This window comes from Levilactobacillus namurensis DSM 19117, from assembly GCF_001434785.1.
In the GTDB taxonomy this organism is placed as follows: domain Bacteria; phylum Bacillota; class Bacilli; order Lactobacillales; family Lactobacillaceae; genus Levilactobacillus; species Levilactobacillus namurensis.
In genome coordinates, this window is sequence record NZ_AZDT01000001.1 from 67,005 (window position 1) to 88,498 (window position 21,494).

A 21,494-nucleotide genomic window follows, 5' to 3' on the forward strand; every position below is an offset into this window, starting at 1 on the left:
TGGGGGAACTGGTCATTTTTTAGTTCCCTGTGGTATGATTATGAAGTTATGAAGACCTCTAGCACGCCTTTTCGTCGCTTCTATTGAACATATGTTCGTATTAGCGTAAACTAGAAGTTATTCACAGATAGGATTAAACAGTAAAGGAGATTTACGCATGGCGAAAGCAAAACCAAAGTATGACGACTCCTCCATTCAAGTATTGCAGGGGTTGGAAGCTGTTCGTAAACGTCCGGGGATGTATATCGGATCGACCGACAGCCGGGGCTTACATCATTTGGTCTACGAAATCGTCGATAACGCGGTCGACGAAGCCCTAGCCGGATACGGGAAAGAAATTAATGTGACGATTCATCCGGATAATAGTATTACCGTGGTCGACCACGGACGGGGAATGCCCGTGGGGATGCATGCTTCGGGGATTCCGACGCCCGAAGTCATCTTAACGGTCCTCCATGCCGGTGGGAAGTTCGGCCAAGGCGGTTATAAGACTTCCGGTGGGTTACACGGGGTCGGTGCGTCCGTCGTAAACGCGTTATCCAGTGCGCTGACTGTGACGATCGTACGGGACGGTGTGCGCTACCAGGAAAAGTTCCGTGATGGTGGAAAGCCACAGGGCACCCTTAAGAAGTTAGGGAATACCCGAGCTCATAACGGGACCACGATAACGTTTAAACCAGATAGCCAAATCTTCACGACCACGGTCTACAACTTTGGGACCCTAGCGGAGCGCTTACGAGAATCCGCTTTTCTCCTGAAAGGCGTGAAAATCACGTTAACGGACGAACGCCAAGGACAAGAACGCGAAGAAGTCTACCATTACGAGGAAGGCATCAAGGAGTTCGTCAGTTATCTGAACGAAGACAAGGACACGCTAGGTGACATTCTGTACTTCGACGGCAAAAAGTCGGGAATCGAAGTGGAAGTCGCTGCCCAGTATAACGATGGCTATACTGAAAACCTGCTATCCTTCGTCAACAACGTGCGGACTAAGGACGGTGGGACCCACGAAGCGGGGATGCGCAGTGGTTGGACCAAGGCGTTCAACGAGTACGGACGGAAGGTCGGCTTATTGAAGGACCGCGATAAAAACATCGAAGGGTCGGATATCCGTGAAGGCCTTTCTGCGGTGATCTCATTGCGGGTCCCCGAAAACCTGTTGCAGTTTGAGGGTCAAACCAAGGAAAAGTTGGGCACGCCGGAAGCCCGGACCATCGTTGACCAGATTGTCGCGGAACAGCTGACTTACTTCTTAATGGAAAACGGGGATTTCGGGAAGATGCTGATCCACAAGGCGACCCAGGCACGTCAGGCGCGGGAAGCTGCACGGAAGGCCCGGGACGAGACCCGAAACGGCAAGAAGCATAAGCGTCACGAGCGCCTCTTATCGGGTAAACTTACCCCTGCCCAGTCCAAAAATTCAGCTAAGAACGAGTTATTCTTAGTCGAAGGGGACTCCGCCGGTGGGTCGGCTAAGCAGGGCCGGAATCGGAAGTTCCAAGCCATCCTGCCATTGCGTGGGAAGGTCTTGAATACCGAGAAGGCCAAGCTGCCGGACATTATGAAGAACGAAGAAATCAGTACCATGATTTACACCATCGGTGCGGGCGTGGGTGCCGACTTTGACATCGATTCCGCCAACTATGACAAGATCATTATCATGACCGATGCCGATGACGATGGTGCGCATATTCAGATTCTCTTATTGACGTTCTTTTACAAGTACATGCGACCAATGATCGATGCTGGTCGGGTCTACATTGCGTTGCCGCCTCTGTATCGAATCAAGACCAACGGGAAACAGGCTAAGATCGAGTATGCTTGGACTAACGATGAACTGGTTGATAAGACTAAGGCGTTAGGCAACCGGAACTACAGTCTGCAACGGTTCAAGGGGTTAGGTGAAATGGATGCAGAACAGCTCTGGGACACCACCATGGATCCGGATAAGCGGACGCTGATTCGGGTACAGATCGATGATGCGGCTCTGGCGGAACGCCGGGTGACCACCCTGATGGGCGATAAGGTCGAACCACGCCGTAAGTGGATCGAACAAAACGTCCAGTTTACGCTGGAAGACGAAGACCAAGACTTTTTGACCGGGGAAACCCCGGGAAAGAAATAACCCGACCGTGGTGAAAGGAGTTAAACATTCGTGAGTGAAGGACAAAAAATTCAAGAACTAACCTTGGAAGAGGTCATGGGTGACCGGTTCGGCCGGTATTCCAAATCCATCATTCAAGAACGGGCCCTGCCAGATATTCGCGACGGCTTAAAGCCCGTACAACGTCGTATTTTATTTGCGATGAACAAGGATGGTAACACCTACGATAAAGGCTTTCGTAAATCGGCGAAGTCCGTCGGTAACGTGATGGGGAACTTTCACCCCCATGGGGATAGTTCCATCTACGAAGCCCTGACCCGGATGAGCCAGGACTGGAAGGTCCGCGAACCGTTAGTCGAAATGCACGGGAACAACGGCTCAATGGACGGCGATCCTGCCGCAGCGATGCGGTACACCGAAGCCCGTCTTAGTAAGCTGGCCGGTGAAATGCTCGCCGACATCGATAAGGACACGGTCGATATGGTCCTCAACTTCGACGATACCGAGTATGAGCCTACCGTCTTACCGGCCCGGTTCCCTAACTTGTTAGTTAACGGTGCCACCGGGATCTCAGCCGGGTACGCGACGGAAATCCCGCCGCACAACCTAGGCGAAACAATCGATGCCGCCGTCTACCTGCTCAGTCACCCTAAGGCCACACTTGAGGACCTGATGGGCTTTGTACAGGGGCCGGATTTCCCAACTGGCGGGATTATTCAAGGAAAAGACGGAATCGTTAAGGCCTATGAGACCGGACGAGGACGTATCGTGGTACGGTCCAAGACCGCGATTGAGAAGCTTCGGGGGAATAAGAGTCAGATTACCGTGACGGAGATTCCCTACGAAGTCAATAAGGCTCAGCTAGTTAAAAAAATCGATGAGATTCGGCTGGGCAAAAAGGTCGAAGGGTTGGCGGAAATTCGGGATGAGACCGACCGTGACGGGCTCCGGATTGCGATTGAGTTGAAGCGTGACGCTGATGCACAGGGAATCTTGAACTATTTGTTCAAAAATACCGAATTACAGGTCACCTATAATTTCAACATGGTGGCCATCAACCATCAACGACCAGAACACGTGGGTTTGAAGGCGATTCTTTCCGCCTACCTCGAACACCGGCGAAGCGTCATCACGCGCCGGACCCAGTACGACTTACAGAAGGCTTTAGACCGGCAACACATCGTCATGGGGTTAATCAAGGCCTTGTCGATCCTGGACCAAGTCATCAAGACGATTCGGGCTAGCAAGAACCGGCAAGATGCCCGCAATAACCTGGTACAAGCCTACGACTTTTCCCAGAAGCAAGCGGATGCCATTGTGGCGTTGCAACTTTACCGGTTGACCAACACCGACGTGACACAGTTACAAGCAGAAGCCGATAAGTTAGCGGCGGCCATCGAAGAGGACCATAAGATCTTAGCGGAACCTAAGGAATTAAACGCGGTCATGCGTAAGGAACTCAAGGCCATGGCGAAGGCTTACCGTAATCCACGGCGGACCGTGATTGAAGACCAGATTGAAGACTTGAAGATCAAGACGGAGGTCACGGTACCCGATGAAGATGTCGTCGTGATGGTCAGTCATGACGGGTACCTTAAACGTTCCGGAATTCGGTCCTACACGGCTTCTGATCCAGCCGATAACGGGCTGAAGAATGAAGACTATCCAATCTTCATGGAGAAGCTCAGCACGTTGGACCACCTAATGATGTTCACCAGTAAGGGGAACCTGATCTACCGTCCCGTTCACGAAATTGCGGATGTGAAGTGGAAGGAGACTGGGGAGCATATCTCCCAGACCATTGGGTTGGCTAGTGATGAAGAGATTGTGGCCACCTTTGCCTTTAAGTCCTTAAAGGAACCGGGGCACTTCTTGATTGCGACCAGCGACGGGTACATCAAGCAGACGGCCTTTGCTGATCTGACACCGGGCCGGACCTATAAACGTCGGGCGGCGATGTATGAAAAGCTGAAGACGCCAGAAGTCCGCGTTGTGGCGGTGAAGTATCTCAAAGAACCCGCAGATCAGGGAATCCTCCTGGTTTCCAGGGACGGTTACGCTTTGCGGTATGCCGTCGATGAGGTCTCCGTCAACGGGGCTCGGACGACGGGTTCCCGTTCAATGAACCTCCATGACGATGATGTCGTGGTGAACTTAGCACTGGTCACGGATCACGATACGATTGCTTTAGTGACGCAACGGGGAGCCTTTAAGCGCTTAGCGATGAAGGAACTGCCGGTTACTAGTCGAGCACGGCGTGGCGTGATGGTTCTTCGGGAACTCAAACGTGAGCCGCACCGAATCGTGGACTTCTTGACGATTCCAGCGGGGAATCCGGCACTGGAAGTCATTACGGACCGAATGCGAACGCACGATATCCTACCAGCGGAGCATCCCCTGAGTGGCCGGTACTCTAACGGGTCATTCGTGGTGGATACCGATAGTGAGGGGACGCCGGTGCAACTCCGACTCAAGCCAACCGAGCTGGTTTTGAGTTAGGTGGCGTTACTTTTTATTAATGATTTTATAAGCAGAATTAATTGCGCTTTCAGGCTAAACAGCTTATTATATAGAGTAATGGTAACCATTAGGTCAATGCACGAACTAAGCAGAGTTTAGCGACCGTTGATCATAAGGAGCAAACGCAATGAAGACGAAACAAGAAAGCATCTTTTCTTCAAAGACGCTAACGTACTTTTTACAGTTGGCTGAAACCATGAACTATACGCAAGCTGCGCAGATCTTAGGCATTACGCAGCCCGCCTTAACGCAACAGATCAAAAAGCTGGAGCGAACGGTAGGTGCCCCGTTGTTCTATTCGGTAGGTAAGAAATTACGCCTTTCCGATGCGGGGTACACCATGCTGGATGCAACGCATAAGATCTATGCGATTCTCAACCAAGCCACGGATGAGATTCAACAGGCCACCAGTGCGACCCAGGGGGAAATTAATATTGGTTTATTGGCCTCCATTGAGGATGCCGTCTTCGAGGACTTTGCCATTCTGTCCTACCAGAACAATCCTGATATTAAGATCTCCTTCCATATGCTGACCCGGAAAGAAATCTGGGAGCAGTTGGAGAATAACCGAATCGATTTGGCGATTATGTACTTGCCAGATGATTCGATTAAGAACTGGAAGCCGTATGAATCCAAGAAGATCATCTCGGATGACCTGTTGTTCATTCACCATGATCCCCAATTAGCTAAGAAACGCCGTATCAAGTTCAAAGACACGACGGCGGATCCTTGGGCTCTTTATCCGGATGGCTATTACTTGAATCAGGCATTACACGAAGCTTATAAGAATCAGCTCGCCGATTTCCCTAAAGGGGTCGCTAACTTTACCACGCCGACGCAACTGCTGCACTTCTCGATGCAGACGCAGGTTTCAACGGCGTTACCGAACTCGTATATGGTGGGTCAAGAAGACTTACCGAATACCTGGACGGCGCACTTCGATCCCAACATTCGGTGCGATTTAGCCTTTGTCTTCCGCAAGGGTAAAGCTGAAATTCCGCGAATCAGCCATTTCCTGGCGCAGTTCGACCGGTACTTGCATACCGATGACTACATTTCGCGGCTTAGACAATTGCGTAACAAGTAACCTCAAATCTTAAATTATTTGTTAAAGGAGTTTTTTACCTATGAGTAAAGTATTGATCTTCGGACACCAAAATCCGGACACGGATGCCATCGTTGCCGCTAAGGCGTTTGCCTACTACCAAAGCAAGAAGGGCTTGGATGTTGAAGCCGTTGCCTTGGGCGAACCCAACATGGAAACCAACTACGTGTTAAACCACTTTGACGAACCCGCACCACGGGTCATCAAGACGGCGGCTAACGAAACGGACCATGTGATGTTAGTGGACCACAACGAAGCACAACAAAGTGTTTCTGACCGGGATCAAGTCACGGTAGATGCCGTGGTCGACCACCACAAGATCGGTAACTTCGAAACGGCAGCGCCCCTGTACTACCGGGCAGAACCCGTGGGTTGCTGCAGCACGATTTTGACGGAAATGTTCAATGAAGAAAAGATTGAAATTCCAGCAAAATTGGCGGGCTTGATGTTATCCGCAATCATCTCCGACACGTTACTCTTACAATCCCCAACCACGACCGATATCGACCGTGAAGCCGTTCGTGAATTGGCCGAAATTGCCGACATCGACGTTCAAAGTTACGGTGTTGAGATGTTAAAGGCGGGCACGAACCTGTCTGCTAAGAGCGACAAGGAATTAATCGACGGCGACGCGAAGTCCTTTGACATGAGCGGCAAGAGCGTTCGGATCGGCCAGATCAACACGGTTGATTTGAGCGAAGTTATCGACCGTCAAGCTGGCTTGGAAAAGGCCATGCAAGACGAAAATGCCGCTGAAGGTTACGACCTGTTCATCACGTTAGCCACGAATGTGTTGACTAGCGATTCCGAACTGATCGTTGCCGGCAGCAATCTCGACGTGGTTGAAAAGGCCTTTAACGTGACCTTAGACCACAACCGGGCTAGCCTGCCAGGTGTGGTTTCACGGAAGAAGCAGGTTGTGCCACCACTGACCGATGCTTTTGAAGCTTAATTTAAACGGTTAAACCTCTAAGGGATCCCAATCATCGCGTTGGGGTCCCTTTTGCGGTATCGTGGGGAAGCCCACGTTAGCCTATTTTGGAATTGGAAAGGAAGATGAGCCTATGACAACGTTATTGACGGCCGACCAGCTTGAGCTAGGCCGCGACTTACCGTTAAAGTTCGGTCAACTAGAAGGATTTGTCCCCGGAGAAGGCGCCCCTGATCCGCTCTTCGTGGTGGTCTCGGAGGCCCCCGGTAAAGTGGAGGCCCGCGTTGGTCATCCCTTTCAAGGCCCAGCCGGAACGACCCTGGACCAGTGGTTTGCCCAGTTAGGCGTGACCCGGGATCAATTGTATCTAACGGGGGCCGTACGGTCGCGTCCGTATACGGTGGGACCTACTGGATTGAAACGGGACCGCAAGCCCACCCAAGCGGAAGTGATCGCAAGTGCACCGCTATTGGACGCAGAACTTCAGCTACTCGCGGGACACTTGCTGGTGCCTTTAGGTAACACGGGACTCCAACGGTTACTCGGCAGTGCTACTAAGATTGGGACCGTTCACGGGCAACTCTTAGAGCGGCCAATCCGGTACTGGGATGCCGACTCGGCTCGGTTTAAGCTGACCGCCACCACTTATCCTATTTTTCCGTTATTTCATCCCTCATATGCGCGACGGTTCAAGAAAGTTCGACCAATGGTGACAGCGGACTTAGCCGCATTAAAGGCTTACCTCACGGCACACCAAGCATAGTAGTGGTGTACCTGTTTAGGCGCCGTGTTCGTCCAGTTGAGATTAAGGGGCTAACCGAGAGCTTTTTAGTTTCCCTAGCGGCGGGTCTGGCTATAATGGAAGTGATGGTAGTTGAAGAACAACTCTCCCCATAAGAGGGGGAGTTTCCATGCGTAAAGGAGTATGGGTCAAGAATCTGGTCATCATTGTGGCCACCTTAGGGATCTTTCTCAGTCAGGTCGTGACGGGAACGGCTGCGGCTGCGTCAATGACCCCATTTGGTCAAGAACGGTTCGCGCACGCGCACGCGACGTACGTGATTACCACGAAGTCAGCTTATTACCGGGGGGTCTGGCAGTCTGCAATCAAGGCTTGGAATGCAACTGGTGTGTTTAAGTTCGAAAAGAGTCATTCCCGGAACGCTCAAATTGATTTGGACACGAACCGCGGGCAACGTGCTGCGGCGATGGGAGACGATGTCGGTCTCACGGATTATTGGGCACGTCACTATGACATGGTGGCGGTCCTGTGTGCGCTGAATCCACGGTTAATGCATGAGTTTCAGTATAGTCGCGCGGATGAAGTCCACGTGGCGGAGCACGAGTTAGGCCACGCCATGGGGCTGGATCATAACCCGTCTCGGCGGAGTGTGATGTACTATGAAAACCGGTCGGAAGGCATCCAAAAGGTAGATATCGAAGGGGTTTACGAACGCTATTTGACACCCGCTGGTGAAGCTAGTTAGACTGAAATTTTGTCACATCAAAAAGGGGTGTGTTCTCTGATTGGGAGAACACATCCCTTTTAGGTTGGTCAGGGTTAAGCGGTAAGCAGTTGGTCGGGACGGTTAAAGGCGGCTTGCAGGTCATGAAACAACATACTTACGTGGTAACCATCCGCAACGGCATGGTGGATGGTTACTGATAAGGGAAGCTGACACCGCCCTTGGTCGTCAAACGCAAATTGGCCGGCCTGAAAGACGGGAAAGAAAGTCTTCAGCGGCGTAAATGGCAAAGGGGTGTAATTCGTGAAGTGCAACCAGGGAAGACTACCAATGGGATATAAGTTGGTGGCCAGTGGTGTCTTAGGCATGGGACCTGGCACTTGACCATAGTTGGCTAAGTCAGCCAGGTAGCGGTGATAAAAAGTGTCAAAATTGTCATCGTAGGCCGTCCAAAGGTTGGCCATGGTATGATCAGCGTGAATAATCGTGTAGGAAGGATGGATGACGTCAAAGGTGACGAGTTGGTCATCCACCCGACCAATGCGCATTTCGGGATGCTGGGTTAAGATTCGGCTAACCAGGTACAGATAGGTGGCGTTGAACTTGCGATGGTGAGTCTTAGTCCAAGCTCGAGTGGCGGTGACGTCGAGGTTAGCCGTCAATGAAAATCCCGTAGGCGCCATCTGAGTAAAATAGTAAAAATAATCACGGCGTTCCCAGCTTGATTGGTCAATCGGCGTAAAGTGGGTGTTTAAAGTTGACATGGTAGGCTCCTTAGATGATAAAGATTAATGGGCGTCGTAGGTCCAGCGTAAGGGTCGGTGGTTGTAGCCGCGCTCATCAAAGGGCATGAGCTTTCTCAACCATTTATCCTGCAACGTCTTTAGGGCTTGACGCATGTTGACCACGTCTGCGGCATCGGCCCGCCAAAGGACGGTATAGGCAAAGGCGTCAGGGCCGTCACGTAACCAGTCGACTTGTAGTGGTGTGCCGTGGTAGAAGTTTTGGTTCAGATTAAGTTGGTAGTACCCCCAACGGTTGTGGAGGTTGGCGACGGATTCGATAAAGATTTTGTGGTTCAGTGTGTTTTCAATCTGAATCACACCGTAATACGTGGGGGCAAACTTGTAGTCGGCCCGTAGTTTTCGTTTTTGTTGGTCATTCACGTTAAACATTCCTTTCGGTGGTGACTCGCCAATAGGCGGTGCCATCTGGTGTGCGGTCGAGATAGTGCCAGTCGATTAACGAGCGGCGTAGGAGCGCGTAATCCGCATAGATGGGCTGTAAGTAGGCGTTAATCTCGGCTTCCGTCAATCGGTGATCAGTGGGGATGGTTGTGACGATTTGTTCGAGAACCCGTTGTAGCCGCTTCTGCTTTCGGGGTAACCGCTCGAGGTGTAACGGGGCGTTTTGAGTCATTGCATTAGTCCTTTCTAGGAGCGACGGTTCGCCAGTAGGCGGTGCCGTCCGGCGTCCGTTGTAAAAAGTGGTATTCGATTAAGAAGCGCCGCACCATGGTATAGTCTGGATAGATGGGACGAAGGTAGGCGTTGATCTGAGGTTCGGTAAACTGTTGTTGGTCAGGAATCTCGGCAATAATGCGGGTCAAGACCACGATGACGGCCTTTTGCTTCTTAGGCCACCGAATGAGCCGGGGCGGTTCCTGAGTGAAATCGAAGTAATGCTGGAGGGTCTGGGCAGCCTCGTCTTCGGTGATTAACCAACGGTCATCGGGCTCTTGGGGATGCTGCGGAACGTCTAGGAGGCGTTCGTGTGGATCCTCTTGAGCGAAGGCGGCTTGGTAGGTGGCTAGGTAAAGTTTGGCTTGTTTAGCCTTTTCCCGAAACGTGAACTTCTGATGACGAATCGTGGCGGCCGTCACCCCGGTCTGGGTAGCTAGGTCCTTGTCCTTGATCCCGGTCGCAAAGGCTGTGAGTAAGGCCTGTTGTTTGGTTGTTAGTGTATTATACCGACTATCCAGGTGGACTAAGGCGTGGAGGTTACCACCATGGGCAACCAGGAGATGGTGGGTAATTGTCATTGCTGGCGTGTCCAGGGGAAACTGTGCGTCACAGTAGTTGCAGACTAAGGCGTTTGCTGTTTGATGCCAGCCCTGTGTTAAATCGGTAAGTGTTAATGTCGTGAGATTCATTAGACGAAACCTCCTAGGTTCGTGATTAGCCCCTATCTTAGACTTGTTGACGGTAACTGTCAACAAAATGTTGATTGTTTTAGTAAACACTTTTGCGGTGCTGGCTAGCAGTCGGCAAAAACAAGCCGGCCCATTAGCTAACAAAGTCATCTTTTAGGAGCCAACTGCTTGCTATCCACGAGATTTTCGTTAAAATAATAATTGAAACAAAATAATTGTGCACAACTGATTACGGTGTAAGGAGGAGTTTGAATGAAGTCTGAAGAAGCAAGAACCGACTTAAAGCAACGTTTGTCTGCGGAAGCCTATGCGGTGACTCAAAATGCGGCTACTGAACCGGCCTTTACCGGGAAGTATGATCAGTTTTTTGAACCCGGGATCTACGTTGATGTGGTCAGCGGTAAACCGCTGTTTAGTTCCACGGATAAGTACGATTCCGGCTGTGGTTGGCCCGCTTTTTCCAAGCCGATTGACCCGGCGAGTGTCGTTGAGCACACGGACCATTCGTTTGGCATGATCCGGCAAGAGGTCATCAGCAAGGATGCTCACTCCCATCTGGGGCACGTCTTTAATGACGGCCCGGCCGACCGGGGCGGGGTACGGTACTGCATCAACTCGGCAGCCCTGACGTTTATTCCCGCAAGTGAGTTAGCGGCTAAGGGCTACGGTGAATTCGCACAGTTATTTTCAACCCAAAACAAGTAAAGGAGACGGTCGGATTTGGCAAAGACAGAAACGGCAATTTTCGCTGGGGGATGCTTCTGGTGCATGGTGAAGCCCTTTGATACGCAACCAGGGATTCAGTCGGTAGTTTCCGGATACACGGGAGGCCATACGGTCAATCCCACCTACACTGAAGTAGCATCCCACACTACGGGGCATACGGAAGCGGTCAAGATTACCTTTGATCCCAGCATTATCACTTACGACCAATTAGTCAGCATCTACTGGCGCCAGACGGACCCGACCGATGCCAGTGGCCAATTCCAGGACCGAGGCGACAGTTACCGCCCCGTCATCTACGTAAATGGTCCGGAACAACGGCGGATTGCGACGGCCTCTAAGGAAAAGTTAGCGGCTAGTGGTCAGTTTGATGCGCCTATCGTGACCCAGATTGAGGATGCGCAACCTTTCTATCCTGCGGAAGAGGAACACCAGGACTTCTATCGGCGTAATCCTTTCCGTTACCAGATTGAAGAGATGGGCGGACGCGAGGCCTTCATTCAGGAACACTGGCAATAAGTCGGCTGCCTATAAACGTATCCGCTAGTGTTGCAATTTATGGTGGGGCAATTAGCGAAGGTGTGCTAAAATTTGGTTAGCAAAGCTAACCGAGTGGAGGAATCAATTTGAGCAGATTAGTGTTCGAAAGCGTCAACGTTAATGCCCAGACCAAGCGACAGGAGAAACAAGTTAAAGCGGGTAAGCAGGCGGGCAAGGCCCAAAAACAAGCCCTGATCGATGCATATCTGAAGCGAAAGAAACAGACCAAGAAATCAAATTAAACGCATAAAAGGCGGACAACTCAGCTGGTTTACCAGTCGAGTTGTCCGCCTTTAGGTCTATTTAGGAAGCAGGTTAATTGCTTCCCATGTCGATGGCGCCATAAACGTATTCGGAGCTAGGTCTTTGCGTGGCACCAATCCCAATTGTGGTGTTCGCGGCATCCAGTAAGATGTCCCGGTGTCCCCAGTTGGAATCCGCATCGTTGTAGATGTATTCATGGATATCCCGTTTGGCCACGGAAGCGCTAGGGTTGGTATCGGCGGCGTCCATGTAGTCCATGGAGATGCATTCACCCCGTAAACCCGCGACACCAGCTGCGGTAAAGAGATCATCTGCGATGAAGTCGCTTTGGTCATCGCCGTGAGCGAAGTTAGTGAGCAGTTGGGTTGAACGGTGCTGGGCAATGGCATCATAGGCCGCCGCTTCGGTCACGGCCGGGATGTTGCGCTTGGCCCGCTCGTTATTCAGGGCCTGTAAGAAGGCAGAACGGTAAGTTGCGGTACTGAGAACGGGCGTTGCCGGTTCGCTAGACTTAAGCGTGCTGTTTCCAGACTTGCGAGTTTTGGTTACTTGGGTTGACCGTTTTTTGGTGGTGGCTTTCCGTTTTAGCTGATGAACGTATCCTGACCAAACGTAGCCTTTAACCTTACCGTTAGTGGAACGGATGTAGTTATAGCGGGCATGCTTTCCATTAGCTTTTTTAACGGCGTATTGTTTACCCGTTACGTAGGTTAACTTACGGTACTTGGCCTTGGCGAGGTTGGCTTTTTTCTTAGTTAGGCGAATTGAGGTGTAAAGCGTGCCTTTTTTGACTTTGACCTTGGTCTTGGGACGCCAAGTCCAGGCGGAATAAACGGTTGCTGCGCGGGTGTGGCGTTTGGCTTGTGCGGTGGTCGTGACGCCTAGGAGACTGACACATAGGATCAAGGCGGCTAACCAGTAGCTAAAGCGATGATTAAACATAGATAGGACTTCCTTATGTAGAATATAGAGAATGTGGTTAATTAGATTAACCATTTCTAAAAATAATTATAGTGGACTAGTCGGCGACTGTCAGTGACCGAAAGCCGGAAACTGTGTGATTTGTGGAAAAAGTGCTAAGTGCGTCTAGGAAGCAGCAAATTCAGGGATCAAGCCGTCATCAAGTGAGTAACCGTAAATCCAGTTCGAGCTGTAGGCCAAATTAACCACGGGACTGGCAAAAGTGTAAATGGATTGTCGAGGATTTAGGCATGTGCGATTGCTGATGACTAGGCAGCTAAAAAGTTACGGAAAAATATGAATTGAAATCCCGAGTGTGGTTAATCAAGTGGTAGCGGTAAGTTAACCAAAAAGTATTTGAAGGAAAACGCAAAACAATTTTGTCGTTACAATGATGATGGATAAGCTTATGGTTAAAATGCAATGTTGAAAATTGAAGAACTATGGAGATTGGGTGCAGCTGAAACCCGAGTTTTTACATTCAAAGCCTGCTTTCGATAATATATATTATGTAAAGTAGAAAATCAAAATAGAATTCAGCCAGTTTTAGGGCTAACCCCTCTTTACCTAAATGGCCTAATTTTTAGATGACTGTAAGTTGTCATCGTGGTGGCGAGCAATCTTTAGTTTAGCGTTCTAGTGTAGCTGATGATCATCAGTGATTCATGCGTGGTGAATTTGACTTCAACTTTTTAAGAGCTCACCGACTCACTGCAACGTACTTGAACGCGGTCGACTGATGACCAGTAGTTGCAGAATAAGCGCGTCGCTGAACGCATTTAAACGGATAACTCCCCATCAAACAAATGAACGTGTCGTTAGGATTGACGTTCAATTTGGGGCCATTTATAGTAACTGGCACAAGTACCCAATTGGTTGGTCGATACTCATTTTTGAAGACTCATCTTTGGGAATCATGTACGTACGACCTGATAACGACTAGTTGTGATGGTCGTAGATGAGTTGCTATAGTGATCAAGCGCTGCTAGCTGCACCGTGGTTCATGACGATTCGATTTAAGCTCGAAAGCCGTGTTAAAACTGGATTGCTACGGCTTGTTCCATATTAAAATAGCTTGGATTTGGGACTGACTGAGCGCTTAAAACCGTATTATTTCGGCGATTTCGGCCGTTTTTTCAATGGATTTGCCTGACGATTACTTGCTGGGCGGTAATTAAATCGGTGTAAATTTGGATTGTATTTAGGACGTTGGGCTGCTGACTCAAAAAATAATGATGCCAGGCTCTCTTGGATTTGGGATAGAAGTCCTCTTTAAGACTACTTTCATTAAAATGTGGATTTTAAAGATACTTCTATATTGAAAAATAGATGCGATACGGACTGGCTCGATGTTACCAGCAATCCAGTTTACGTCAGCACCGTTCTCTGGTAGTCCAGCCCTTATCAACCAGAATTTATACATCTCCCTGGCCTTCTGTATGAATTTAGGGATTGCGATAGGTTCCCCGACCTTTTTGAGAATCGTCTAAGCATGATGACCTTATTGTCCCAAACGTCTCTCCTCTCCCCAGGCTTTATTGATAGATTTAGTCAGTTCCCCTGCTATCTGGTAGATTGTTTAGAAAAGTATCGTGTTAGTTGATTTATACGGGGATTTGTTGACAACCACTCCATATACTTTTCCCTAGACTCCCCTATAATTAGTGATAAGAAAGGAGTTGGTATGATCATGGAGGTCAACATTGGACCAGTCTTGATTAACCAGCGTAAGCAACATCACATTACGCAGCAACAATTAGCCGACTTTGTTGGGGTCTCGAAAGCCGCGGTCTCTAAATGGGAAACCGGTCAAAGCTATCCCGACATTACGCTTCTCCCCAGCTTAGCGGCGTACTTCAATCTGCAGATTGATGATTTACTAGACTATGAACCACAACTCTCCACTTCAGAGATTCAAAACATCTACAATACCTTGAAAAAGTCGTTTACCACAGAACCTGGCGAGGAAGTTTTGACGAAACTGCGTAGTCTGATTCGACGGTACTACGCCTGCTACCCCTTTATTCAGCAAATGGGGTTATTGATTCTTAATCATTTTACGTCCCTGCCGGGTAAGGACGTGGCAGATAAGCAAGCACGCTATGTTGCGGAGGCTCGTCAGCTTTTTATTCACGTCCGTGAAAATACGGATGACACCACCCTGAAACTTAATGCGCGTAACTTAGAAGCTTACACCCTTATTCTATTACACAAACCCCAAGAGGTTTTAACCTTGCTGGGAACGGCAACCCCTACGTACCTTCCCGCAGAGAATTTGATTGCAACGGCGTATCAGATGCAGCATGATACCGAAAAAGCTCAGGCGGTCTACCAAAGTGCCATGTATCAGCACGCCAGCGTGGGAATGAATTACTTTACGAACTATCTGACGCTGTTGACCGCAGATCCGGCTAAGTTTACTGAGACGTACCGTCGGGGGAAAGCCTATGCGGAGGTCTTTAAAATGGCTACGCTAAATCCCTTGGTTTACCTGAACTTTCTGCTGGCAACCATTATGGGATTAGCCCAACAGCAGCAGACCACCGTGCTTTTTCAGGTACTTACGCACTACGTCGACGTCTTAAGCCACACGGAGTTTCCACCAGTCTTGCATGGGGATGCGTACTTCGACCAGATTGATGATTGGTTGGACACCCTCGATAGTGGGCACCAGACGCCGCGAAATGCCACGATGGTGCAACAGCAATTAGTTGACATTATTCAGCAGGATCCCACGCTAGCAGCTTACCGGAGTGATAAGCGTTGGCTCCCTTTGGCCCGAAAATTAAAGGAGGTAGGTCAACATGGACCTCAATGAAACCCAATTCTTAATCGATTATTGGCCAACCTTACTACCCGTCGCCATATTGGAAGTAGGCTTGATGCTTGTTGCGTTAAAGCACATCTTTCAGCACACGCGGTACCGCTTCGGTAATCGCGTGATGTGGGTGGTTATCGTTGTTGTCTTCCAGATTATTGGTCCCGTTGCTTACTTTACCTGGGGGAAAGGAACTACGAGCGATGAGTGACCTCTTAACGCTGTACCATCTTCAAAAACGTTACGGCTCGCGAGCTGTATTGCAGGATTTAAACTTTAAAATTCCGCGTGGTTCAATCTTTGGGTTAGTGGGCGCTAACGGTGCTGGTAAGACGACCACCATGCGACTGATTCTAGGACTAGAGAAGGCCGATGCTGGGACTATCTTGATTAATGGTGAAAAGGTCCACTACGGTCAGACCAAAACGAACCGAATGACTGGGTATTTACCGGACGTCCCTGCCTTTTACGACTATATGACCTCACGGGAATATCTACGTCTATGTGCCGACCTGACGCACGTCGCTAATGCCACGGTCAAGATAGAGAACACGTTAGCCCTAGTTGGTTTGGAAGAGGTGCATCACAGAATCCATGGCTTTTCTCGGGGGATGCGGCAACGCTTAGGGATTGCCCAAGCGTTGCTTAACGATCCCGAACTTTTAATCTGCGATGAGCCCACTAGTGCGTTAGACCCGGCTGGACGAGCGGCGTTTTTAAACCTCCTTTATTCGCTGAAGGGCCGAGTGACCGTTCTCTTTTCAACCCACATTCTTAGTGACGTTGAACGCATTAGCGATTATGTTGGAATCCTACACCATGGGCGTCTGGCTGCTTGCGATACACCAGCCCGTTTACGTGCAATATACGGTCGGCATCAAATGGCGTTAACGTTTGCGACTGTAGCGGAAACTCGCCGGTGTGCCACGCACTTTCAGGCGCCGTGGCACGATTGTACGGTAACCATAACGTATCAGGGAAGTTATGCTGCTGAGGCTCGCCAGGTTTTTCAAGACTTACTGGCTGTAAAACTGATGCCGGTAAATTTGCGGCGGGTTGACCCGACGCTCGACCAAATTTTCATGGAGGTGACGCAAAATGAGAACCCTACCCGTGTTCTTTAAGAAAGAGCTTTTGGAGACTTGGCGGACCCGGCGCTTTGGGGTGTTGGCCGTGGTGTTTCTCCTATTTGCGTTAATGAGTCCGCTAGCCGCAAAGTTAACCCCTGATCTTTTACGATTAAGCTTGGGAACGGCCGTTAAGCTACCGACCCCAACGTCGGTTGATTCTTGGACCCAATTTTATAAAAATATTTCTCAAATGGGTATCTATATCATCGCAATTTTGTTTGGGGGAACCGTGAGCCGTGAACTCACCGATAAAACCTTAGTAAACCTGGTGACTAAAGGGCTTCCCCGGTGGGCAGTCATTATCGCCAAGTATTTGTGCTTACTCGGCCAGTGGCTAGTCGTTGTGGCTAGCGCATTCTTTATCACCTGGGGATACACGACCTTTTACTTTTCCGATCGTCAAAGCCCCCATCCGATTGCGGCTTGCTTACCATTATTAGTCTTTGGGGCGTTCTTTTTAGCAGTTGTCCTGTTCGGTTCTACTTGGGGACGCCACACCTATGAAGGATTGCTATTTACTTGTCTGGTGATGGCAATCTTATTCTTGGCGAAGCTTTTAAAACAAGCCCATAACTTTAACCCCGTTTCCCTAATTGGCGATAATGTTGCCATTCTCCAGGGGAATTTGTCTCTGACAAAGCTGTTTCCCGCTATGGGTGTGGCGCTAGGCCTGACCTTGATTTTAATCGTCAGTAGCGTGGCCTTGTTGAATAAGAAAGCCTTAGTCTAGCCGTTATTGGCTAACAAAAAACGCCCGCCATTCCTACGAATGGGCGAGCGTTTTTAAAATCTAAGAAACTCCGGCTTGCTAATCAATTTCTCTGAATCAGGTTATTAGCATCTCTTAAACTCTAATAAGTAACTATACAGGGATAATTGATGAAAGTCAACCCCTTTTATGATGTTTATTGGTAATTTTTCTAGTTACCGATAGTTGCTATCTTTTGCAGGACACAGCTAAGCGATTGCATCATCAGACATTATTCGGTATGATAGAGAGTAATCAGAACGTATGTTTGGAGGCCTGTATCGATGGAGAAGCAACACTATTTAAAGCTCATTGACGAGGAACTCGCCAGTGCCCCCTGGTTCGTTCAGGAGTATTACCAGGCCAAGGCGACGATTCCCCTGTCCCCCGCCACGCTGTATCAATATCTAACAGAATTTCGTCGCTTCTTTAACTGGCTGATTAGCGAGGGTATTACACCTGTTAGTCGGCCGGCTGATATTCCCCTAGAACTGTTGGCTCATTTAAAGAAAGAAACGGTTGAACTATACAAATCGGCGCTGTTAAACCAGACTAAGCTGACGGGTGCTCCCGGTAGTCGGTCCCACCCGACCATTAACCGCTCGTTAAACGCCCTCTCGTCGCTTTTTAAGTACCTCACTGAGGATACGGAAGACGAGCACGGCGAAGCCTATTTTGACCGCAACGTGATGCACAAGATTGCACTGGTTCGCACCAATGAGACCTACGCGACTCGAGCGGCTAACCTAAAGACTAAGTTGATGCTGGGAAATACGGATCACGACTACTTGGACTTCATTGACCACAAATACGAGCAGCGGCTAACGCCCGCCCAACGGCGCTACTTTAAGCGCGATAAGCTCCGGGACCTGGCCATCAACGCTTTATTACTGGGAAGCGGTCTACGGGTCTCTGAAGCGGCGAATGCCGACCTTCGTCACCTAAACCTAAAAACGCAGACGATTGGGGTCGTTCGGAAAGGTGGTCAACGCGATACAGTGCCCATCGCACCTTGGACCATCCCCTATATCCAAGCGTACGTCACGCAGCGCCAAGCGCTCTACCACGCCGCCAAGGATGACCGGGCCCTCTTCTTAACCATTTACCGGGGACAAGCCTCACGCATGCAGGCGAATACCATGGAGAAGATGGTCGCTAAATACTCAGCGGCATTCAAGGTACGAATCACCCCGCATAAGTTACGGCATACGTTAGCGTCTAAGCTGTACCTAGCGACGAAGAACGAGCAGTTGGTGGCTACCCAGTTAGGACAAAACTCAACCACTGCCACGGGGCTATACACGCATATGATTGACGAAGAACAGCGTAACGGGTTGAAGAAGCTTTGATGCGAATCATCACTTATAGTGCCAAACGGCAAAGCGAATTTAAAAATCGTAAAGTAAAGGCATCTTAAAATTTCAAGCATGACCAAAAGTCGCCCGGTTCTCTGTGAAGAGAAGCGAGCGATTTTTAGTGACGACTTATTGAATTAGCGACCCCCTTCTCGAGTAATCTGGGAGCCGTCTAATCAGTGCTCAGAACGGCTTACTTATTGAAGATTTTCGGTCCCTTGCGCATGTTCTTACGATCGTTTTTTGCAACGGTCTTTTGCTGGTTGTGGCCGTTTTGTTTCTTCTTTTCGATGAGGGCCATCATTTTTTCCTTTTGAGTCATGTAATCGTCACCGCCTTATGGAATTGTCGAGAGTGATTCTGTAAACGTCAATCGAAGACGCTAAATTTACAGGGTGCTTCCCATCATAACAGATTAAAGAATCCTTGCAATGGGGAACCCTGATAACCGGTGGTGATATTAGCCACGCCTGCCTAATCTTGCTGCGCTTGGCGCATGGTCAGCTGGATTCGTTGACGCTGTTCATCCACGCTGAGGACCCAAACCGTTACGATATCTCCAATGGTCACTACGGTGCTGGGGTCACTCACAAAGTGGTCGGCCAGTTGTGAGATGTGCACCAAGCCATCCTGTTTAACCCCAATATCCACGAACGCCCCGAAGTCGACCACGTTCCGAACGGTCCCCTGGAGTTCCATCCCCGGTTTCAGGTCGGCCATCGTCAAGACGTCTTGACGTAACAGTGGTGCCGGCATACTATCCCGCAGATCCCGTCCCGGTTTACTTAGGCCGTCTAAAATATCCGCGAGGGTCGCCTCACCGATACCTAAGCGCTGGGCCCACTGTTGCCGGTTTAATTGCTGTAGGTGGTGGCGCAAGGTCGGCGTCCCAATGTCAGCGGGAGTCGCTTGTAGGCCCGCTAACAAGCGTTGGGTGACGGGGTAACTTTCCGGATGGATGTCCGTATTGTCTAGGGGATTGCGTCCCGTTAAGATCCGAAGGAAGCCAACTGCTTGTTGGTAGGCCTTGGGTCCCAATCGCGGCACAGCTTTGAGGGCTTGACGGTCCGCAAAAGCGCCGTTTTTATTGCGGTACGTCACGATGTTTTTCGCGGTGGTCGCAGTCAGTCCTGAGATATGGGTGAGCAACTCGGGACTGGCCGTGTTGACGTTGACCCCGACTTGGTTGACCGCCGTTTCGACGACCCGGTCCAATTGGGCATCGAGGGCCTTTTCGGGAACATCGTGCTGGTATTGTCCGACCCCGATGGCTTTCGGGTCGACCTTGATCAATTCCGCCAGCGGGTCCTGCAGACGCCGGCCAATGCTGACGGCCGACCGTTCTTCCACATGAAGGTTCGCAAATTCCGCCCGCGCGTTTGCACTTGCGGAATAAACCGAAGCCCCCGCTTCGTTGACGATAACGTAGTAGACGGGGTGATCCAGCGTCTTTAGAATTTCACTGACGAATTCCTCGGATTCACGGCTAGCGGTCCCGTTACCGATCGCAATCATCTGGACGTGGTAATCTTCCAGGAGCTGTTTGAAAGCAGGCCCAGCCGCAGCGCGTTGCTGTTGACTAGCTGGTTTATGGGGATAGATGACCTGCTTGGCTAAAAACCGGCCGTTGGCATCCATAATGGCTAACTTGCACCCCGTTCGATAAGCGGGATCGAAGCCCATGACGACTTTACCCTTTAGTGGGGCCTGCATTAAGAGGTGGTAGAGGTTGTTCCCGAAGACCTGGATGGCGTGGTCGTCGGCCCGCTCGGAAAGCTGGCGGCGTAGTTCCCGTTCGATGGCGGGACCCAAGAAGCGTTTGTAAGCATCGGCGAACGCAGCGGTAATCTTCGCTACAGCGGGGCCTTGATGCTGACCAACTAACCGAAAATGGCCGTACTGCAAGATGGATGCGGGGTCAACGGCAATGCCGACCGATAAGACTTTTTCGCGTTCGCCCCGATTGATGGCCAGAACCCGGTATGGTGGCACCTGTTTGAGGGCTTGCTTGAAGTCGTAATACATGGCGTAAACTTGTTGCTCGTCAGCCGTCTGGGCGCCGCGTTTACGTTTACTGGTCAACTCACCCTGTTGCCAGGTGTAGTGCCGAATCCATTCCCGAAAGGCTGCCTGTTCACTAAACGTTTCGGCTAGAATCTCGTGGACCCCATCCCAAACGGCGGTCAGGTCGGGTAATCCCTTGTCTGGGGCGATGAACATCGTGGCTTTGGCGTCCAATCCGCTAGCCGGGTACGTTAACAGCCACTTGGCCAGTGGCGTCAGTCCCGCTTCCCGGGCAATGGTCGCCTTAGTCCGCCGTTTTTGCTTATACGGTAAGTAAAGGTCTTCGACTTGTTGTAAGGTCGTCGCTTGGGTGAGCCGTTGCTTGAGCTGGGCCGTTAACTTTCCCTGCTCTTGAATCAACTTCAAGACATCTTGGCGCCGTTGATTGAGCTTCATCAAGCGGTGGGCCTCATCTTCAATGTCACGAATGGCCACTTCGTCCAAGGTCCCGGTCCGTTCTTTCCGATAACGTGCGATAAACGGAACCGTGTTGCCCTCATCGAGTAGCGTCAAAACGGCTTGAATCTGCTGGACCCGGTATTGGCCGAGTTGTTGGTGAACTGGCCCGGCTAAATTGACCAGGCGATTTTCTGCTTGTGTGGTTGCCATACAGT

Annotated in this window: 21 protein-coding genes; 14 read left to right on the plus strand and 7 right to left on the minus strand. The window is 50.2% G+C overall.

Annotated features, from left to right (window positions below):
• The first annotated feature begins 157 nt into the window (after window positions 1–157).
• The 6 genes from parE (at window position 158) to FD30_RS00310 (ending at window position 8,147) form a co-directional block, all read left to right on the plus strand.
• Window positions 158–2,125 (plus strand): DNA topoisomerase IV subunit B, encoded by a 1,968-nt coding sequence (gene parE / locus FD30_RS00285; protein ID WP_024746286.1) that lies wholly within the window; start codon window positions 158–160, stop codon window positions 2,123–2,125.
• Window positions 2,126–2,155: 30 nt separating this feature from the next.
• Window positions 2,156–4,603 (plus strand): DNA topoisomerase IV subunit A, encoded by a 2,448-nt coding sequence (gene parC / locus FD30_RS00290; protein WP_082604751.1) that lies wholly within the window; start codon window positions 2,156–2,158, stop codon window positions 4,601–4,603.
• Between the two features lie 148 nt (window positions 4,604–4,751).
• The gene (locus FD30_RS00295) at window positions 4,752–5,711 is read left to right on the plus strand and encodes a LysR family transcriptional regulator (protein WP_056943427.1); all 960 of its coding nucleotides are present in this window, start codon (window positions 4,752–4,754) and stop codon (window positions 5,709–5,711) included.
• A gap of 40 nt (window positions 5,712–5,751) precedes the next feature.
• Window positions 5,752–6,681: a manganese-dependent inorganic pyrophosphatase gene (locus tag FD30_RS00300; protein ID WP_056943428.1), complete on the plus strand. Its 930-nt coding sequence runs from the start codon at window positions 5,752–5,754 to the stop codon at window positions 6,679–6,681.
• Window positions 6,682–6,793: 112 nt separating this feature from the next.
• Window positions 6,794–7,423 carry a uracil-DNA glycosylase gene (locus FD30_RS00305; RefSeq protein ID WP_056943429.1) on the plus strand — a complete coding sequence of 210 codons (630 nt, stop codon included), beginning with the start codon at window positions 6,794–6,796 and terminating at the stop codon, window positions 7,421–7,423.
• A gap of 148 nt (window positions 7,424–7,571) precedes the next feature.
• The gene (locus tag FD30_RS00310) at window positions 7,572–8,147 is read left to right on the plus strand and encodes a matrixin family metalloprotease (RefSeq protein ID WP_056943430.1); all 576 of its coding nucleotides are present in this window, start codon (window positions 7,572–7,574) and stop codon (window positions 8,145–8,147) included.
• A gap of 74 nt (window positions 8,148–8,221) precedes the next feature.
• On the opposite strand, the gene FD30_RS00315 is transcribed toward FD30_RS00310, so the two are convergent.
• The 4 genes from FD30_RS00315 to FD30_RS00330 are packed head-to-tail and all read right to left on the minus strand — an operon-like array spanning window position 8,222 to window position 10,278.
• Window positions 8,222–8,890 carry a chloramphenicol acetyltransferase gene (locus tag FD30_RS00315; RefSeq protein ID WP_056943431.1) on the minus strand — a complete coding sequence of 223 codons (669 nt, stop codon included), beginning with the start codon at window positions 8,888–8,890 and terminating at the stop codon, window positions 8,222–8,224.
• A gap of 24 nt (window positions 8,891–8,914) precedes the next feature.
• On the minus strand, window positions 8,915–9,292 hold the full coding sequence (locus FD30_RS00320; protein WP_146999989.1) for a GIY-YIG nuclease family protein: 378 nt from the start codon (window positions 9,290–9,292) through the stop codon (window positions 8,915–8,917).
• A gap of 1 nt (window position 9,293) precedes the next feature.
• Window positions 9,294–9,545, minus strand: a complete 252-nt coding sequence (locus FD30_RS00325) for a DUF2087 domain-containing protein (protein WP_056943433.1) — start codon at window positions 9,543–9,545, stop codon at window positions 9,294–9,296.
• A 4-nt stretch (window positions 9,546–9,549) separates the two neighbouring features.
• Entirely contained in the window at window positions 9,550–10,278 is a 729-nt protein-coding gene (locus FD30_RS00330) for a DUF2087 domain-containing protein (protein ID WP_056943434.1), read from the minus strand.
• Between the two features lie 252 nt (window positions 10,279–10,530).
• Here FD30_RS00330 and msrB point away from each other — a divergent pair, with 252 nt between their 5' ends.
• From msrB to FD30_RS11475, 3 genes are all read left to right on the plus strand, one after another.
• Complete coding sequence (gene msrB, locus FD30_RS00335) at window positions 10,531–10,983, plus strand: peptide-methionine (R)-S-oxide reductase MsrB (protein ID WP_056943435.1); 453 nt, start codon at window positions 10,531–10,533, stop codon at window positions 10,981–10,983.
• Window positions 10,984–10,998: 15 nt separating this feature from the next.
• Window positions 10,999–11,520, plus strand: coding sequence for a peptide-methionine (S)-S-oxide reductase MsrA (msrA, locus tag FD30_RS00340; protein ID WP_082604752.1), 522 nt, complete (start codon window positions 10,999–11,001; stop codon window positions 11,518–11,520).
• Window positions 11,521–11,627: 107 nt separating this feature from the next.
• Complete coding sequence (locus tag FD30_RS11475) at window positions 11,628–11,783, plus strand: hypothetical protein (RefSeq protein WP_156652544.1); 156 nt, start codon at window positions 11,628–11,630, stop codon at window positions 11,781–11,783.
• A gap of 73 nt (window positions 11,784–11,856) precedes the next feature.
• On the opposite strand, the gene FD30_RS00345 is transcribed toward FD30_RS11475, so the two are convergent.
• Window positions 11,857–12,747 (minus strand): CAP domain-containing protein, encoded by an 891-nt coding sequence (locus FD30_RS00345; protein ID WP_056943437.1) that lies wholly within the window; start codon window positions 12,745–12,747, stop codon window positions 11,857–11,859.
• A 1,708-nt stretch (window positions 12,748–14,455) separates the two neighbouring features.
• Here FD30_RS00345 and FD30_RS00355 point away from each other — a divergent pair.
• From FD30_RS00355 to xerS, 5 genes are all read left to right on the plus strand, one after another.
• Window positions 14,456–15,583, plus strand: coding sequence for a helix-turn-helix transcriptional regulator (locus tag FD30_RS00355; protein WP_056943453.1), 1,128 nt, complete (start codon window positions 14,456–14,458; stop codon window positions 15,581–15,583).
• Window positions 15,570–15,794 (plus strand): PLDc N-terminal domain-containing protein, encoded by a 225-nt coding sequence (locus tag FD30_RS00360; RefSeq protein WP_056943439.1) that lies wholly within the window; start codon window positions 15,570–15,572, stop codon window positions 15,792–15,794. The genes FD30_RS00355 and FD30_RS00360 overlap by 14 nt, the downstream gene beginning before the upstream one ends.
• The gene (locus tag FD30_RS00365; RefSeq protein ID WP_056943440.1) at window positions 15,787–16,707 is read left to right on the plus strand and encodes an ABC transporter ATP-binding protein; all 921 of its coding nucleotides are present in this window, start codon (window positions 15,787–15,789) and stop codon (window positions 16,705–16,707) included. The genes FD30_RS00360 and FD30_RS00365 overlap by 8 nt, the downstream gene beginning before the upstream one ends.
• Entirely contained in the window at window positions 16,682–17,443 is a 762-nt protein-coding gene (locus FD30_RS00370; RefSeq protein WP_056943441.1) for an ABC transporter permease, read from the plus strand. Before FD30_RS00365 ends, FD30_RS00370 begins: the two co-directional genes overlap by 26 nt.
• A gap of 302 nt (window positions 17,444–17,745) precedes the next feature.
• Window positions 17,746–18,810: a tyrosine recombinase XerS gene (gene xerS / locus FD30_RS00375; protein ID WP_056943442.1), complete on the plus strand. Its 1,065-nt coding sequence runs from the start codon at window positions 17,746–17,748 to the stop codon at window positions 18,808–18,810.
• 199 nt (window positions 18,811–19,009) lie between these two features.
• Here xerS and FD30_RS11830 read toward each other — a convergent pair whose 3' ends face one another.
• Together FD30_RS11830 and FD30_RS00385 are read right to left on the minus strand one after the other, a co-directional pair.
• Complete coding sequence (locus FD30_RS11830) at window positions 19,010–19,138, minus strand: hypothetical protein (RefSeq protein WP_034544788.1); 129 nt, start codon at window positions 19,136–19,138, stop codon at window positions 19,010–19,012.
• Window positions 19,139–19,290: 152 nt separating this feature from the next.
• Window positions 19,291–21,489 carry a Tex family protein gene (locus FD30_RS00385; RefSeq protein WP_056943443.1) on the minus strand — a complete coding sequence of 733 codons (2,199 nt, stop codon included), beginning with the start codon at window positions 21,487–21,489 and terminating at the stop codon, window positions 19,291–19,293.
• Window positions 21,490–21,494 lie beyond the last annotated feature (5 nt).

Bases quoted from the DNA above. Each gene is read 5' to 3' on its own strand.
- xerS (WP_056943442.1), top strand. From the start codon at position 17,746: ATGGAGAAGCAACACTATTTAAAGCTCATTGACGAGGAACTCGCCAGT.
- FD30_RS00295 (WP_056943427.1), top strand. From the start codon at position 4,752: ATGAAGACGAAACAAGAAAGCATCTTTTCTTCAAAGACGCTAACGTAC.
- FD30_RS00300 (WP_056943428.1), top strand. From the start codon at position 5,752: ATGAGTAAAGTATTGATCTTCGGACACCAAAATCCGGACACGGATGCC.
- FD30_RS00360 (WP_056943439.1), top strand. From the start codon at position 15,570: ATGGACCTCAATGAAACCCAATTCTTAATCGATTATTGGCCAACCTTA.
- parE (WP_024746286.1), top strand. From the start codon at position 158: ATGGCGAAAGCAAAACCAAAGTATGACGACTCCTCCATTCAAGTATTG.
- FD30_RS00325 (WP_056943433.1), bottom strand. From the start codon at position 9,545: ATGACTCAAAACGCCCCGTTACACCTCGAGCGGTTACCCCGAAAGCAG.
- FD30_RS11830 (WP_034544788.1), bottom strand. From the start codon at position 19,138: ATGACTCAAAAGGAAAAAATGATGGCCCTCATCGAAAAGAAGAAACAA.
- msrB (WP_056943435.1), top strand. From the start codon at position 10,531: ATGAAGTCTGAAGAAGCAAGAACCGACTTAAAGCAACGTTTGTCTGCG.
- FD30_RS00385 (WP_056943443.1), bottom strand. From the start codon at position 21,489: ATGGCAACCACACAAGCAGAAAATCGCCTGGTCAATTTAGCCGGGCCA.
- FD30_RS00355 (WP_056943453.1), top strand. From the start codon at position 14,456: ATGGAGGTCAACATTGGACCAGTCTTGATTAACCAGCGTAAGCAACAT.
- FD30_RS00370 (WP_056943441.1), top strand. From the start codon at position 16,682: ATGAGAACCCTACCCGTGTTCTTTAAGAAAGAGCTTTTGGAGACTTGG.
- FD30_RS00330 (WP_056943434.1), bottom strand. From the start codon at position 10,278: ATGAATCTCACGACATTAACACTTACCGATTTAACACAGGGCTGGCAT.
- FD30_RS00310 (WP_056943430.1), top strand. From the start codon at position 7,572: ATGCGTAAAGGAGTATGGGTCAAGAATCTGGTCATCATTGTGGCCACC.
- FD30_RS00365 (WP_056943440.1), top strand. From the start codon at position 15,787: ATGAGTGACCTCTTAACGCTGTACCATCTTCAAAAACGTTACGGCTCG.
- FD30_RS00305 (WP_056943429.1), top strand. From the start codon at position 6,794: ATGACAACGTTATTGACGGCCGACCAGCTTGAGCTAGGCCGCGACTTA.
- FD30_RS00315 (WP_056943431.1), bottom strand. From the start codon at position 8,890: ATGTCAACTTTAAACACCCACTTTACGCCGATTGACCAATCAAGCTGG.
- FD30_RS00345 (WP_056943437.1), bottom strand. From the start codon at position 12,747: ATGTTTAATCATCGCTTTAGCTACTGGTTAGCCGCCTTGATCCTATGT.